Raw genomic sequence first — 14,917 nt, 5'->3', positions numbered from 1 at the left:
AGCTCGCCCAGGGTCTCCCCCGCCCGCGGCCCGACCACCGTGGCCCCCAGGACATGGCCGCGCTTGTCGACGACAAGCCGCACGAAACCGCCGTACGCGCCCTCCGCGACCGCCCGGTCGACATGGGAGTGGGACCAGTCGATGGTGCGCAGCCCCGCCGGAGCCCGGTCCGTCTCGATGCCGACCGCGGCGACCTCGGGGTCGGTGAAGGTCACCCGGGGGACCGCGGTGAGGTCGACCTTGCGGCGCACCCCGAGGATGGCGTTGGACGCGGCCAGGCTCCCGTGCACGCCTGCGGTGTGGGTGAACTGCGGGTGGCCGGTGAGGTCGCCGGCGGCCCAGATCCGTGGATTGGTGGTGCGCAGGAGGTCGTCGACCACCACGAACCCGTGGTCATCGACCTCGACACCCGCGGCCGCCAATTCGATGTCGCGGGTGCGCGGAGCCCGTCCGACGGCGACCAGCAGGCGCGAGAAGGGCACTTGATCGCCGCTCTCGAGGTTGAGCACCCCGGCACCTGGTCCGAGTGGCTCTACCTTCGCGACGCCCGAGCCGGTATGCAGGTCGACGCCGTCATCAACCAGGGCGCGCGTCAGCTCGGCCGCTGCGAGAGGGTCCTCGCGCGGCAGGATCCGGGGTGCGCCCTCGACGACAGTGACACTGCTGCCCAGGCGGGCGAAGGCCTGGCCCAGCTCGCACCCGATGCTCCCGCCGCCCAGGACCACCAGCTCAGCGGGGAGCTCGCTCAGCCCCCAGATGGTGTCGCTGGTCAGGTAGTCGACCTCATTCAACCCCGGGATGGGGGGAACCGCTGGTGAGGCCCCGGTGGCGATGAGGGCCTGTCGAAACCTCACGGGTGTCCCGCCGATCTCGGCCGAGTCCACCCCGGTGAAGCAGGCGGTCGCGGTACGAACCGAGACCGACGCCTCCTCGAGCGCCTCGACGGAATCGACCGGGGCGATGTGCCTGACGGAGGATCGCACGTGATCCATCACCCCCGTGAAGTCGACCGAGACCTCGCCGACGTCGACGCCGAACCGATGCCCGTTGCGGGCGCTGGCCGCGACACCCGCGGCAGCCAGAAGTGCCTTGGACGGGACGCAGCCGGTCCACAGGCAGTCACCACCGGTGCGATCCCGCTCCACGAGCAGCACCCGAGCGCCAAGACGTGCGGCGGTCTTGGCGCCCACGATCCCGGCGGTCCCACCCCCGACGACCAGGAGGTCCCACGGCTTCTCCTGCGAGCCGACTGCAGAGGGTGTGGCGATTGCCTGGTCGGCGCTCACGCGGTGTCCTCGCCGTTGAGGGTGGACAGGAAATCGCGGACCCGGTCGACCGAACGGGGATCGACGCCCGTCCCGCGCGACCACAGCGACAGCGCCCGGTGCAGGGCACGGTGCTCGGTGGCGACCTGGGTGCACTTCGCGCAGGTCGCGAGATGCCCCTCGAGGCGCGAGATCTCGCCGGGCGTGAGCCTGGCGGCGGGATCGGCGTCGAGGTAGCGCTGAATGCGTCGCGCGGACCAGTGACAGGTCAGCATCTGCCGCAGCGTCCCAGTCATGACAGGTCTCCTCGCATGAGTGGGCTGAAGTGAAGTGCCTTGCGGACCCGGTCGCGGGCGCGACTGAGTCGAGACATCACCGTCCCGACGGGCACCCCCATGACCGCGGCCGCCTCGGAGTAGCTCAGGTCGTGCACGTCGACAAGGATGAGCGCGGCCCGGAAGCGGGGGTCGAGGGCGCGTACGGCGGCGTCGAGATCCGCGTGCAGCTCCTCTCGGACGAAGGTGTCCTCAGCGCTCGGCAGCTCCGCGTTGCCGAAAGCCGGCCGGGCGGTCCGGATCAGCTCCCAGTCGCCGATCGTGCCCGGCCGCTGGCGGCGGTGCATGTTGGCGTTCGTGTTGCGCAGGATGGTCAGCAGCCAGGCCCGCGGATGCCGGCCGTCGAAGCGGTCGATGGCCCGGTAGGCGCGCAGCAGCGTCTCCTGCACGAGGTCCTCGGCATCGGCCGGGCCGTTCGTGATGGTCAGCGCCACCCGGAGGAGCACCTCGATCTCAGGCTCCACCAGCTCCCGGAAGGCGGGCCTCTGGACGGAAGCGTCCGAGTGCCGTGGATGTGTCACGACTGGAAAACCCGCTGACTCCCCGCGGACCTTCCCGGGTCCACCGCCTGGTACTGCGCCAGCCAACGCCGGTCGATGAACCGCTTGAGTCGCAGCGCCGAGGCGCCGTACCACCACAACCGCCCCCGGACCGCGAGCCCCACACCGTCACCGAGGTCGAGCACCGACAGCGCGCGACGCTGGGGCTCGTACGCCGGCAGCGGCCGCCCCCGACGCCTGTCGAGCAGGCTCCGGAGCAGGACCGGTCCCTGCCGCACCCCGTGGACGCCGATGCGGCGCAGCGCCTGGGACGTGAAGTTGGCGCAGTCCCCCACCGCATAGATCTCGTCGCGGTCGATGTGTTGGAGGGTGTCTCGCACCGGCACCCCATGCTCATCACCCAGGCCGAGCCCGGCCAGCAATGGCGGAGCCGACAAACCGTTCGCCATCAGGGCGACGTCGTGTGGAATCTCCGTCCCGTCGGCGCACACGACGCGTCTCTCCCCTACGTCGGTGACCGCACACCGCGTCCGCACGTCCACTCCCCGCTGGGCGAGGAGTCGGTCGAGTCGTTGCTTGGCACCCGGCGGAAGCCCTCCGCCCACGTCTCGTCCCGCCTCCACCACCCGGACCCGGCCTACGTCTCGACGCACAGCAAGGTGTGCCGCGAGCTCCAGCCCCGTGGCGCCACCCCCCACGACCGTGACATCGGCGCCCGAGCGGGACGGATTTCGCAGCCGCTCATCGAGCTCGGCCAGACCGCTCAACGGCTTCACCCTCACAGCGCTCGGGTCAACGAGCATGCCGGGCACCGCCGCGACCACGCTCCCGATGTTCAGGGAGAGCACGTCGTACGACAGCGTCGCGCCGTCCGACGTGACGGCGGTCCGTGCGTCCAGGTCGAGCCGGACCAGGGTGGCCTCGTGGAGCTCCACCCCAGAGACCCGGGCGAGGGCCCTGACATCGATCCGCCCCGCCTCCTGCGGGAGCACGCCGGCAGCTATGGCCGACGCGACCCCGCTGTACTCGAAGAAGCGGGGGGACAGCAGCTGCACCCTGTATCCCGCGGCAGCCAACTCCCATGCGTGCTTCACGACGAAGAGGTGGGCGTGACCAGCGCCGACCAAGAGCAGGACCGGCACTCCGCGACCTCTGTCCGTAGAGCGAAAAGGGATACCTCCGCGGCCCTAGGAGCGAAGCCATGGAACGCGTTCTGAGACTACCCGGACCGCGCCGCGGGCCACGGCCGCGGCCGCGGCCACGGCCGCGGCCGCGGCCGCGGCCGCGGCGAGGGTCTCACCGCAGCCAATGGGTCAGCACAAGCCCGAGCCCGAATTTCGTCGCGGAGTGGGGCGCCACGTGCCTCCGCGTGAGGCGCAGTGCCTCATCGCTGCCTCGGCCTCCAACGAACCCGCGCCGGAGGCTGCCCGCCTCTCGGCAGACCGACCCGATCAAGCTCGCGTCGCATCATGACGACGACCGCTACGCGGGCGGCCCGCCGTCGTAGGTGATCGCGGCACGCACCGTGGTTCGCGAGATTCCCAACGTCCTAGCCATCGTCTTGCTCCCCATCCCTTTGCTCGATGCTGTCAGCGAACTCAGCCCAGTCCTCCACAGGCAACACCTCCATACCGCTCCTCCCGAGTCGAATGAATCGAGAATCCGGTCGAGGTGGTCAATCTTCGGCCCCCCATCTAGCAGGGTGTTGCGACGTGGTCCGGAACCGCCTGAAGCTACGGGTTCATTTTCAGCCGTCGCTGACCGCCCAGATCCGACGGAGGGAGCCGGCCAACGCGTTGAAGTCGGTGTCGCCCCAACAGCTCGAAGCCCACGGCGAGGCCGTAAACGTGAGCGAAGCGAATCCTTGATCATCGACCCTCCTAGCACCTTTGGGCCAAGCCCTCACGAGCCCTTCGCCGCTCTTATTGGCCGACACGGCAGCCAAATTCTCGATCTGGGATTACCGGAGTCCTAGTTCGGGCACACAAGAGCGACGGGCAACATTCGGGCGACTGAGGAGAAAACCACGTGTTCGACAAGCAGAGCAACATTGCGGCCCAGGAAGCCTTCGGTGAGGCTGTCAACACGGGCACCCTCGACTTTGACGACCTGGTGGGAACCGACTCGGTCGACCACGACCCGGCACCGGGACAGGGCCCCGGCCCCCAGGGCTACCGCGACATGTTCACCGAGATGCGCACCGCCTTTCCCGATCTCCACGTCGAGGTCGAGCACATGACCGCGACCGACCACGACGTCGCTTTCGCCTACACGCTCACCGGCACCAACGACGGCCCCTTCCAGGGGAACGCCCCCACGGGCAAGCAAATCAAGGTCCGAGGCGTCCAGATCGGACGGTTCGAGCATGGGAAGCTCGTCGAGCGCTGGGGAAGCAGCGATGAACTAGGAATCATGACTCAACTCGGCCACGTCGAAGCATGAGGCTGTGGCAGGCCCTCACCGCCGGAACGGCCGCGGGGGCAGCAGGCACCACCGCGCTCAACCTGGTGACCTACCTAGACGTTGTCGCGCGAGGCCGGCCGTCCAGCAGCACACCCGAATTAACCGTGGAGAAGTTGGCAGCGAAGGCAAACATCACCATCCCGGGCGATGACGAAACTCGTAACAACCGGATCGCCGGCCTCGGACCACTCACCGGCCTGGCAGCGGGCCTCAGCGTCGGCGCCGCCGCCGGGTTGACAAGAGGCTTGAGATGGCGACCGAACATGCTCCTCGGAGGTGTCGTTGTCGGCGCGGCGGCCATGATGGCCACCGACGCACCCATGACCTTGCTGGGTGTCAGCAACCCCCGCACTTGGGCCGCCAAGGACTGGCTGAGCGATGCACTTCCCCACCTCGTCTACGGTGTTGTCACTTCCGCAGTGCTGGACGCGTTGGACCGGGCCTGACCCCTGAGCGATTACTCCACCTGCTAGCGACGAGACGGCGCGCGCCGAACGGTCAGGTTCTGCGTCGTAGGCGGCAGTGCGGCCAGTCAGGCCAGGGTCACGGGCACCGTCGCCCAAGGACGAATCGACGCGCCTACGCTTGGGGGCCTCAGCGGCACGCCGTTGAGCCGGACTACCTTGGCGGCTACGCCTGCGACGAGGTATCGCCGTTGTTGCAGGTGCCACTCGGCAGAGCGAAGACCTGCAACCGAGACGTGCTGAACCGACTACGGCTCGAACTGTCCCCTTCGAATCCCCCGGGGCCCCGGCCTCTGAGACGTGACATCGAGTTGGCAACAAGTGATCGACAGTGCTGACAGGCCCCGCGTTGAGCAGTTGGACATCCCCTTCGAGTTCGGCTCAACACGCACGACGCGCTCAATCTCCTGGCAGCTGGACAGACACCCCCGACGCCGCTGATGCGGTCGAACTCCATGAGGCCCCGAGCACCGGCCACCGCCGCCTCCTGAACGCGGCGTGTCCGCGGGGGCCGGCGCGCATGGTGGTCCGGAGCCGGCCGCCTGCAGCCGGATGCGACGGTTTCCAGCATAACGACCTCTGGGTCAATGGCAAAGAGGTCGGCCGCATCCACCTTCCGCTACGCCTCGCCCCGCTTCGCGGCTCTTCGCCCGAAGACCTCTCTGGCGTCCATCTCGAAAGTGTCAGCAGACGTCGTGCTGACACGGAACGCAAGAACCGGGCTCGTGGAACCCACGAACCCGGCTCTGACCTGCGGTTTTTCTTTGTAGCGGGGGCAGGATTTGAACCTGCGACCTCTGGGTTATGAGTGCCGTACTAACCCACCAACTGCCTCACCAGATGCCTCACTTCCGATGGACATGTGAGCCGTGTTGAGCGTAACGTCGCAGGTCAGAGCCGTATTCAGTTTCCGTCGACTTTCGCCTCCTTTCGCCATCATTCGGGGCAACGTTCGCGGACACTGTGCGGACATCGACGTTTGCGGTTCTCGGGAGGCAGCCATGGCGTGGATCAAGGTGAGGACCACCGACGACGGCGACAAGCGGTTCGTGGCCTGCTACCGCGACCCCGAAGGCCGGCAACGCTCTGCCGGCACCTACACGTCCCGGCGGGCCGCCGAACGCGCCGCCCACCGCGAGGAGGCCAAGGTCCGCGAGGGCGCCTGGCATGACCACTCCCGCGGCCAGGTCACCTTCGCCGAGTACGTCGAAACCGTGTGGCTGCCCTCCAAGCAAGTCGAGACCTCCACCCTGGCCGCCTACCGCTCCTACCTCGACAAGCACTTTTTCCCGGTCTTCGGCCGCCGGCCGATGGGCAAGATCCTCCCCTCGGAGGTGCAACGTTGGGTGACCACCGCGTCCGAGGGCGGCCTGTCGGCGGCGTCGGTCGCGAAGTACCACACCATGCTGCACTCGGTCTTCGAACGCGCCCTGGTCGACCGGGTGATCACCTTCAACCCCTGCGCCCACACCGAGCTCCCCAAGCGGGTCAAGAAGACCAACCGCACACTGACCCCCGGCGAGTACGAGGCGCTCCTGACCGCCCTGCCCGCCCAGCACCGGCTGATGATCGAGACCGCCATCGACACTGGCCTGCGCTGGGGCGAGCTCATCGCGCTCAAACCCCGGCATCTCGACCTCCAGACCGGGAGGCTCACGGTGGAGGAGACCATCGTCGAGGTCTCCCTGAAGAACTCCCCCACCGGGCAGCGGATGATCACCAAGCCTTACCCCAAGGACAACGAACCCCGCACCCTGGGTCTGCCACCCGAACTCGTAGACCAGCTCACCGCCTGGATCGCCGAGCGGCGGCTCGGCCCGGATAATCTGCTGTTCGCCACCCGCGACGGCACCCCGATCTCGAGGAACACCTTCCGCACCCGGATCTGGCTGCCGGCCGTCCATGCCTCGGGGGTGGACTTCGCCGTCCGCGTGCACGACCTCCGCCACGCCCATGCCTCCTGGCTCCTCGCCGGCGGCTCCGACCTCAAGGCCGTCATGGACCGCCTCGGCCACGCCCAGATCACCACCACCCAGAAATACCTGCACTCGCACCCCGGCGCCGACGCGAAGAACCTCACCGCCCTCGACCGAATCCGCAGGCCCCAGCAGCCGCCCAGCAGACAGGAACCCGACACCGGGTCCGGCCAGGAGCCGACCAGTTGACGTCACACCCCTTCAAGCGCGTCCGCAGCGACGAACCGACAACCACGCCCGCGCGGATCAAGACCGCTCACCCAACCGCCGGAGATCCCGGGGGGCCGTGCAGGTGAAAGCGGAAAACACGTTCCTGCGACGACTTCAGCGCAGCGGGAGGTACACCACTCGGTTAGCCCATTCGTCGGGTTCGCTGGCGGCCGCAACTGCCGACAGCTCCTCGATAGCGGCGCCGATCGGCATCGCGGTCGGCACAACGAGCACTCCGGGCATCGACGAGAGCTCCGCGACTCGATGGTGCGCGAAATCGGGCATGGTCCTGATGTCGTGGGTGATCAGCACCCGGCCCTGATCGGCCGCCCACCCGAGGATCGTCGGGTCGTCCATGGTCCTCAACCCACGTCCTGGACGCGAACAATGTCGATCGCCTCGAACTCGCGTCGAAGCCCGACGATCAACGCCCGCGCAATGTGCTCGTCGGTGACGAACCGGACAGTCACCTGTCGAGTCGCGCGAGCAGTGTGGCACGCAGGCCCTCAGGCGGGTCGATCGCCTCGACGCGCGCCTGAAGCTCTGCGCCGAGCCGCTCCTGCTCGGCCAGATAGTCCTCGACCTCGCCCCGGTGGCGAAGGTAGTAGGCGAAGATCGCATACACGTCCGCGAGCGACACCGTCTCGTAGTTCTCGTGGATGGCCTCAGGCGAGTCACCCCGCTTAAACGCGGCCACCAAGACATCGAGGAAGACGCGGGTGCCCGGCACCATCAACCGTCCAGCCTGGTCCCTGACCAGCGGAACCGGCTCAGGTTCGATCGCCACAGCAGTCCCCACGATGCACCTCCTCCCCCGAGAGGATACCGGGCACCCGCCTGGGCGTCAGGTTGATTTCCAGCCTCTCTAGCCAGGGATCGTGTCCCACCGTTTGAGGCGCCCATCCCTGTGGATCCAACTCCTGCGACATGGTTGTCGACAATGGTTCACATCCCTCCAACGCAGACGGATGCGGCAGCAAACCTAGGATGCTTCAGTGCTCATGTTCCTCGGGATCCTGCGTTGGTGTCGACAGAGCGCCACACGCTGCGGGCGGTGCAGGATGTCGCCGTCTATCTAGCGCTCCAACGCTGTGCCGAGTCGCTCGGTGTGTCGCGCGGCCTGGCGTGCTGTCAGGTGTGTCCCGGAGTCCAGCCACCAGGTCAGTACGCCGACGATCGCGCTGGCTTCGTAGCGACAGGCGAGGGCAGCCCGGTCAGCGCGGGCAACGTGCCCGGCAGGCTGGATGAGGAGTTTCTCGAGGTCGTCGCGCAGCCGATCCAGGAAGAGCTGTCCTGCTCTTCCTTTCGAGAGAGCGAGGTAGAGGTCCCGGTTCTCTGCTGCGTGGGTGAAGAGGACTTCCAGGTTCAACCCACCGTGCCCGGACCCGGGCCTGGTCAAGCCGGCGTTGATGTGGTCCAGGGCGCTCAGCAGCAGGTCGTCCTTGTCGGTGAAGTGGGCGTAGAAGGTGGATCTGCCCACGTCCGCGACGCGGATGACCTCCGCGGCCGTGATGGTCTCGTATCGCTTGGTGACGATGAGCTGGCGCAGTGCGCCCTGCAACGCCGCCTGTGTGCGTCGCTTGCGTCGATCCTCCGCTGGGGCCATTCCGCCTCCTTCCGGACAGGGCGTCGTCCAAGACAATCTGCCCACACATGTCCCGTAGTGGTCACCGGCCCCGGTTTTACACCTGTACCGGACCGGCCTTCTCACTCACGCTAGTTCCAAGACAGTTGTCTTGAAAGGAACGAGTGTCCACAACTACTCGCTGATGTAGGTCGGAGGTCAGGTGCGCGTGACGCTCGAAGATGTCCACGAGGCCGAGTCCGGACGTCGCGCACGCACCCTGGTCCTGGCCACCGTGTGCATCTCGGTGTTTCTGATCAACGTCGACAACACCATCCTCAACGTGGCGCTGCCCACGGCAGGCGCCGAACTGGAGGCGTCGATCACGGATCTGCAGTGGGTGGTCGACGGGTTCGCGCTGCCGTTCGCGGCGCTTCTGATAGCTGCCGGTGCGGCGGCCGACCGGTTCGGGCATCGCCTCGTGCTGCTTTGCGGCCTCGGTGTGCTGGGCGCGTTCGCGCTGGTGGGCGCGTTCGCTACCGACGTCGGGCTCCTCATCGGAGCCCGCGTCGCAATGGGCATCGGCGCGGCCATGATCTTCCCCTCGACGCTGGCGATCTTGACCCGCGTCTACCTCGACCCCACCGACCGGGCCAAGGCCATCGGGGCGTGGACCGCGGTAGCAGGTCTCGCCGTGGCGAGTGGTCCCCTGGTCGGCGGACTGTTGCTCCAGCATTTCTGGTGGGGTTCGGTGCTGCTGGTCAACGTCCCTATCGCCGTGCTCGGCTTCGTCGGCGTGGTGCGCTGGGTTCCCGAGACCCGCACCGAAGCCCGGCGGCCCGCCGATGTTGTGGGGATGGTCCTGTCCACCGTCGCCCTGACCGCCATCGTGTGGGCGGTCATCGAAGGCCCACGATGGGGCTGGACTGCGCCCTCAACGCTGGGCGTGGCCGCCGCTGGTCTGGTCGCGATGGCCGCCTTTGTCATCCGGGAGCGCTCCACGCCTGAGCCGATGATCGACCTCGGCGTCTTCAAGAGCCCCCGGCTGAGTGCCGGAGCAGGGGCCATCCTGGCCGCGTTCTTCGCGTTGATCGGCTTCATCTTCCTTGCCTCCCCGTACCTGCAGCTGGTGCTCGACTACGGGACCCTCGCCGCGGGGGCGTGCATCGTTCCCGCTTCCGTGGGCATCGGCGTGGGATCGGGTGCGGCACCCGCCCTGGCCCGCCGGTACGGCGCCCGCACCGTGATCGCCGCCGGACTCGCACTGATGTGCGTCGGGTTCGCGGTGGCAACCCGCCTAGAGACCGACTCGTCCCTGCTGAGGTTCCTGTTCTCTCTGGCCCTGATCGGGTTCGGGGTGGGCCTCACGACCGCTCCCGCGACCGAGCTGATCGTGGCAGCCGTGCCCCCGGGCATGGCTGGCGTCGGATCGGCGATCAACGACACCAGCCGCGAACTGGGCGCCGCGCTGGGTGTTGCGGTCCTCGGCAGCGTCGCGGCCTCGACCTACCGGACCGGGCTCGATGTCGGGCCCGCTCTGTCCGATGGCGTCGTCCAGAACGCGCGGGAGTCACTGCCCTACGCCCTCGAGGTCGCCGCCCGACTGCCCACAGATCAGGCGCGCACCCTGACGGCCGCGGCCACCTCCGCCTACGTCGACGCACTCGCGGTCATCTCCCTGATCGCCGCCGTGACCGTGGCGCTCGCGCTGGTGTCGGTGGCGATGTCCGCCGCACTCGACCGACGCAGGACCCGCACCCCACGCGTCGACCGGGTCCGCACCCCAGACGTCGTCCGGGTCCGCACCGCAGACGACCACGCGGGCACGGCGGGTTCGGCGCGCACGGCGGACCCGCGAAGCGACCCGGTCCCTCCTACCTCGCACCACCACTCACAGAGCCCATCGAAGGAGAAGTCATGAAAATTCTGGTCGCCGGCGCCACGGGTGTCGCGGGTCGCGCACTCGTGCCGCACCTGCTCGGCATCGGCCACGACGTCACGGGGCTGGCACGCAGCGACCAGGCCGCCGCCGTGGTCGAACGCATGGGTGCTACCGCGGTCCGAGGAGACGTCCTCGACCGCGAAGCGGTGCAGTCAGCGGCCGAAGGCGTCGACGCGATCGTTCACCTCGCGACCGCTATCCCCGCCGATCCCACCGCACCCGGGGCGTGGGACCGCAACGACGAGATCCGTATCGACGGTACCGCCAACCTGTGTGCCGCGGCCTCGCGTGCCGGCGTGCGCCATCTCGTGGCCGAGAGCGTGCACTACCTCTACGGCGACCACGGCGACGACTGGGTCGACGAACCCACCCCACTGAGCACGACCCTGCCGCCGATGCTCGTCTCCGCTGCCGTCCTCGAACAGACAGTGGCAGCGCTGGAGGGCGTCGAGCACATGACGCTGCGCTTCGGACAGTTCTACGGTGCCGGCACCCAAAGCGACGACCTGCTCGCCCACGCAGCCACCGGCACAATCGTCCTGCCCGGTGACGGCACCCGCTGGCTCTCCCTGATCCACCCCCGCGACGCCGCCCAGGCCGTCGAGCTCGCCCTGAGCACCACCGAACCCAACGCCGTGTGGAACGTCAGCGACGGCATCCCCGTCCGGGAGATCGCGTTCGCCCACGCTGCCGCTGCAGCCACCCACACCGACGTCGACATCAGCACCGACCCCGGCGCCCCCGTCTTCGGCGGATCCCTACGCCTGGCCACCGACGCCCTCACTGCGGCCGGGTTCGTCCCCGCCGTCCATTCCCACGCCATCGGCCTCCGTGCCACCGACCCCCGGACTTGACCAGCGAAACAGAACACCGGCACTGAGCACCGGCCCACGCGAGGTCGCCAGCGGCCGCCTACGCGCCGCAGCGCCGGGGCACTGCTCCTGCCTCTGGCCTCCGGCCCACACCCCATCGCGATATCCGCCCGGCACCACGCCCATGCCTCGTCAGGAGACCTTGAATGACCCACCCACCGACGACGTCGACGACACCCGCACCCCCACCCCGAGTCAGGACGCCGAACCCTCAACCCACGAGGCCGCCCAGGGCACCCCGTCCACACTTGGCGCCGTAGGGTTCCTCGCCCGAGTGGCGCACAGTGCCTCGAGGCGTCGCTGGCTCACTCTCGGTGGCTGGTTCGCCGCCCTGATCCTGCTGGTGATCGTCTCCGGGGCAGCCGCCGGTGAGTACGACGCCGACTACACCGCCGCCGGGTCGGACTCCCGAGCAGCGCGGGACCTCCTCGACGAGCAGCTGCCCCAAGCCTCGGCGGAGGTCATCACCCTCCTCGCCCGGGGTGACGACGTCGACTCGGGCGCAGCCCGAGCCGCCACCGAGGACCTCATCGACCAGCTCTCCACGTTGCCTCACGTGGAGTCGATCAGCACGCCCTACGACGCCCCTGAGCAGATCTCGGATGACAAGTCGACCGCCCTCGCCCAGATCAGGCTCGACGTCGACCGGCCATCGGCGATGCCCACCGAGGACACCCAGGCCATCATGGACGCCGTCGAGGAAGCCTCCGGGTCAGCCGTCTCCTTCGCCGTCAACGGCCAAGTCGTCGCCGACGTACAGAACGGCAGCGGCGGACCCGAGGTCATCGGACTGGTCGCGGCACTGGTCATCCTGCTGCTCACCTTCGGCTCCCTGATCGCCTCCGGCCTACCCGTCCTGATCGCCGTGGCCGGGCTCGCTATCAGTAGCTCACTGATCGGCCTGCTCGCCCTCATGTTGTCGGTGCCCCCGTGGGCCCCAGCACTGGCGGCCATGCTCGGCATCGGCGTCGGCATCGACTACGTCCTGCTCATCGTGACCCGCCACCGCGAGAACCTCCACGCAGGCCTGCCACCCAGACAAGCCTCGCTGGCCAGCATCGACACCGCCGGCCGATCCGTCATGGTCGCCGGCACCACCGTCATCGTCAGCCTCCTCGGCCTCGTCCTGACCGGACTGTCCTACCTCCAAGGCGCCGCTGTCTCCGCGATGCTCGCGATCCTGGTCGTCATGGCCGCATCACTCACCCTCCTTCCCGCACTCCTGGCGATCACCGGAACCCGGATCGACAAGCTAGCCCTGCCCTGGGCCAGCCGCTCGGCCGGCGCCTCCTCGCGGTGGACCGCCTGGGCCAGACTCGTCCAACGACACAGCTGGCCCGCCACCATCCTCGGCACCCTGGTGCTCATCGCTCTCACCTTGCCGATCTTCGGGGTCCGATTCGGACTCCCCGACGCCCACACCGACCCCACCGACACCACCACCCGCCAGGCCTACGACTGGACCACCGAAGCATTCGGGGTAGGCACCAACGGGCCCCTGATCCTCGCCGTCTCCCTCGACGACGATCCGAGCGACTCCCCGGGCGACTCCCAGGGTGACTCTCAGGGCGGTGAGGTCGTCCTGACGGACCTGGCCAACAGCATCGCCGCCGACAGAGATGTCGCCGCGGTCTCACCGCCCCAGACCAGCCCCGACGGGCAGACCGCGGTACTCAGCGTCATCCCGCGCAACTCACCCCAGTCGAAGAGGACCACCGACCTCGTCCACCGACTCCGAGACACCCTCAATCCCGCCGCCATCGAGGGCACCGACAGCACGGTCTACGTGGGCGGTCCCACCGCCGCCGCGATCGACTTCAACGAAGACATCGCCAACAGGATCCCTCTGCTGATCATCGGGGTCGTCACCCTCGCCCTGTTGTTGCTGCTCCTCACCTTCCGCAGCATCGCCATCGCCGCGAAGGCGGCCGTCTTGAACCTGCTCTCCATCGGTGCGGCCTACGGTGTCATCGCACTCGTCCTCCAGGGCGGATGGCTCGGTCAACTCGTCGGCATCGACAACCCCACACCCCTACCCGCCTACATCCCCGTCCTGGTCTTCGCGATCCTGTTCGGGCTGTCCATGGACTACGAGGTCTTCCTGGTGGGCCGCATGCACGAGCACTACACCGACCACGGCGACAGCGACGCCGCCGTCGCCTCCGGCCTCGCCTCGACCGGACGGGTCGTCACCGCCGCCGCCGCCATCATGGTCGCCGTGTTCGCCTCCTTCGTCCCCAGCGTCAACCTGACCCTCAAGCTCCTCGGAGTCGGCCTCGCCACCGCGATCCTCGTCGACGCCACCGTCGTCCGGATGGCCCTCGTCCCAGCCATCATGAAGTTGCACGGACGATACGCATGGTGGATGCCACAGCACCTTGACCGACTCCTCCCCCAAGTCCGGCTCGAACCCACTAGCGCCACCACGGACCTGCAACGGGTCGACGTCCCCGCCCAGAAGTCCTGAGCACGCATGCAACAGCCGAGGATTGGACGCTGGTTCCGCCAGGTGCAGGCGAGTGCCCCTGAAGTTGCAACGGCCATGCCAGGCGACGAGATCGTTTCCCAGCCTGGCTCCGTGATGGATCGCGCCTTCACCATCGACGCCGCCCCGACCGAGTTGTGGCCCTGGCTCCTACAACTCGGAAAGCACCGCGCAGGCTGGTACCTCCCCCCACCGACTTGAACGGCTTCTCCCGCCCTCCCGCCGGGCGATCAGGCACATCGACCCCCGATGGCAGGATCTACGGACCGGTGACGTCATCCCTGACTACGGCGGCCGCCACGCAACCTTCACCGTCAACCAGCTGGTCCCGGGATCGGTGCTCGTCTACACATCGCGGCGAGGCCGCATGGACATCAGCTGGGCCATCCGACTCACCCCAGTCGAGCACCACCGAACGCGCATGCATCTACGGCTACGACTGGGGCCTATCAAGCGACAACGACTGGTCGACACCGCAGGTGAACTCATCGACCTGCTCACCATCGCAGGCCTGGCCGCAGGGTTGGACGAACGAGTCAGGGGCCACCGAACCACGACGAACTGAGCCGCCGAGGCCGAGAACCCACCACGAACCGGCCGCACACAGCGGGGCATCCCCCCGGGACCCCTGGCGCCCGAAGTGTCGATCCGATTATGCGGATCCGGACGGAACTGGCCGATGCGGCCTGGACGCCGGGCCAGAGACCGTCGCCAGGTTGTTATCCGGTGGGCTCGCTTCCAACGAGGCTGGTCACGCTCTTCAGCTACAGCCGGGACCAGCCGTTCGTCGTGGCTTCGGACAAGTGATTCGTCGCGGCGATGGCCGTCGGGTCCGTCAGCG

At 68.3% G+C, this 14,917-nt stretch carries 13 protein-coding genes; 6 read left to right on the top strand and 7 right to left on the bottom strand.

The genetic code is table 11. From position 1 onward, the window contains the following. The 4 genes from ACYVDA_RS12645 to ACYVDA_RS12630 form a co-directional block, all read right to left on the bottom strand. Positions 1-1,286: dihydrolipoyl dehydrogenase family protein (locus tag ACYVDA_RS12645; RefSeq protein WP_460818719.1), on the bottom strand; the 1,286-nt coding region annotated here is incomplete at its 3' end. Then, positions 1,283-1,561: an anti-sigma factor gene (locus tag ACYVDA_RS12640; RefSeq protein ID WP_460818718.1), complete on the bottom strand. Its 279-nt coding sequence runs from the start codon at positions 1,559-1,561 to the stop codon at positions 1,283-1,285. The genes ACYVDA_RS12640 and ACYVDA_RS12645, both read right to left, overlap by 4 nt. Beyond that, the gene (locus ACYVDA_RS12635; RefSeq protein ID WP_460818717.1) at positions 1,558-2,121 is read right to left on the bottom strand and encodes an RNA polymerase sigma factor; all 564 of its coding nucleotides are present in this window, start codon (positions 2,119-2,121) and stop codon (positions 1,558-1,560) included. Before ACYVDA_RS12635 ends, ACYVDA_RS12640 begins: the two co-directional genes overlap by 4 nt. Beyond that, positions 2,118-3,242 carry an NAD(P)/FAD-dependent oxidoreductase gene (locus tag ACYVDA_RS12630; RefSeq protein WP_460818716.1) on the bottom strand — a complete coding sequence of 375 codons (1,125 nt, stop codon included), beginning with the start codon at positions 3,240-3,242 and terminating at the stop codon, positions 2,118-2,120. Before ACYVDA_RS12630 ends, ACYVDA_RS12635 begins: the two co-directional genes overlap by 4 nt. An 886-nt stretch (positions 3,243-4,128) precedes the next feature. Between ACYVDA_RS12630 and ACYVDA_RS12625 the strand changes: the two genes are divergently transcribed. The 3 genes from ACYVDA_RS12625 to ACYVDA_RS12615 all read left to right on the top strand — a co-directional run bounded on the left by ACYVDA_RS12625 (position 4,129) and on the right by ACYVDA_RS12615 (position 7,192). Continuing rightward, positions 4,129-4,542, top strand: a complete 414-nt coding sequence (locus tag ACYVDA_RS12625; RefSeq protein ID WP_460818715.1) for an ester cyclase — start codon at positions 4,129-4,131, stop codon at positions 4,540-4,542. Then, positions 4,539-5,009 (top strand): hypothetical protein, encoded by a 471-nt coding sequence (locus ACYVDA_RS12620; protein ID WP_460818714.1) that lies wholly within the window; start codon positions 4,539-4,541, stop codon positions 5,007-5,009. Before ACYVDA_RS12625 ends, ACYVDA_RS12620 begins: the two co-directional genes overlap by 4 nt. Positions 5,010-6,028: 1,019 nt before the next feature. Further along, a complete protein-coding gene (locus ACYVDA_RS12615) occupies positions 6,029-7,192 on the top strand; it encodes a tyrosine-type recombinase/integrase (protein WP_460818713.1) in 1,164 nt (387 codons plus the stop codon). Positions 7,193-7,327: 135 nt separating this feature from the next. On the opposite strand, the gene ACYVDA_RS12610 is transcribed toward ACYVDA_RS12615, so the two are convergent. From ACYVDA_RS12610 to ACYVDA_RS12600, 3 genes are all read right to left on the bottom strand, one after another. Then, positions 7,328-7,570, bottom strand: a complete 243-nt coding sequence (locus ACYVDA_RS12610) for a hypothetical protein (protein ID WP_460818712.1) — start codon at positions 7,568-7,570, stop codon at positions 7,328-7,330. A 109-nt stretch (positions 7,571-7,679) separates the two neighbouring features. Then, on the bottom strand, positions 7,680-8,012 hold the full coding sequence (locus ACYVDA_RS12605; protein ID WP_460818711.1) for a DUF433 domain-containing protein: 333 nt from the start codon (positions 8,010-8,012) through the stop codon (positions 7,680-7,682). 276 nt (positions 8,013-8,288) lie between these two features. Further along, positions 8,289-8,819, bottom strand: a complete 531-nt coding sequence (locus ACYVDA_RS12600) for a TetR/AcrR family transcriptional regulator (RefSeq protein ID WP_460818710.1) — start codon at positions 8,817-8,819, stop codon at positions 8,289-8,291. A 181-nt stretch (positions 8,820-9,000) separates the two neighbouring features. Between ACYVDA_RS12600 and ACYVDA_RS12595 the strand changes: the two genes are divergently transcribed. From ACYVDA_RS12595 to ACYVDA_RS12585, 3 genes are all read left to right on the top strand, one after another. Beyond that, entirely contained in the window at positions 9,001-10,698 is a 1,698-nt protein-coding gene (locus tag ACYVDA_RS12595; protein WP_460818709.1) for an MFS transporter, read from the top strand. Continuing rightward, positions 10,695-11,573, top strand: a complete 879-nt coding sequence (locus tag ACYVDA_RS12590; RefSeq protein WP_460818708.1) for an NAD-dependent epimerase/dehydratase family protein — start codon at positions 10,695-10,697, stop codon at positions 11,571-11,573. The genes ACYVDA_RS12595 and ACYVDA_RS12590 overlap by 4 nt, the downstream gene beginning before the upstream one ends. A gap of 160 nt (positions 11,574-11,733) precedes the next feature. Beyond that, a complete protein-coding gene (locus tag ACYVDA_RS12585; protein ID WP_460818707.1) occupies positions 11,734-14,058 on the top strand; it encodes an MMPL family transporter in 2,325 nt (774 codons plus the stop codon). Positions 14,059-14,917 lie beyond the last annotated feature (859 nt).

Source organism: Nocardioides korecus, from assembly GCF_054778395.1.
Note: the sequence above shows the minus strand (reverse complement) of the source record. Positions and strands in the feature narration are given on the sequence as shown.

Bases quoted from the DNA above. Each gene is read 5' to 3' on its own strand.
- ACYVDA_RS12600 (WP_460818710.1), bottom strand. From the start codon at position 8,819: ATGGCCCCAGCGGAGGATCGACGCAAGCGACGCACACAGGCGGCGTTG.
- ACYVDA_RS12615 (WP_460818713.1), top strand. From the start codon at position 6,029: ATGGCGTGGATCAAGGTGAGGACCACCGACGACGGCGACAAGCGGTTC.
- ACYVDA_RS12620 (WP_460818714.1), top strand. From the start codon at position 4,539: ATGAGGCTGTGGCAGGCCCTCACCGCCGGAACGGCCGCGGGGGCAGCA.
- ACYVDA_RS12590 (WP_460818708.1), top strand. From the start codon at position 10,695: ATGAAAATTCTGGTCGCCGGCGCCACGGGTGTCGCGGGTCGCGCACTC.
- ACYVDA_RS12640 (WP_460818718.1), bottom strand. From the start codon at position 1,561: ATGACTGGGACGCTGCGGCAGATGCTGACCTGTCACTGGTCCGCGCGA.
- ACYVDA_RS12610 (WP_460818712.1), bottom strand. From the start codon at position 7,570: ATGGACGACCCGACGATCCTCGGGTGGGCGGCCGATCAGGGCCGGGTG.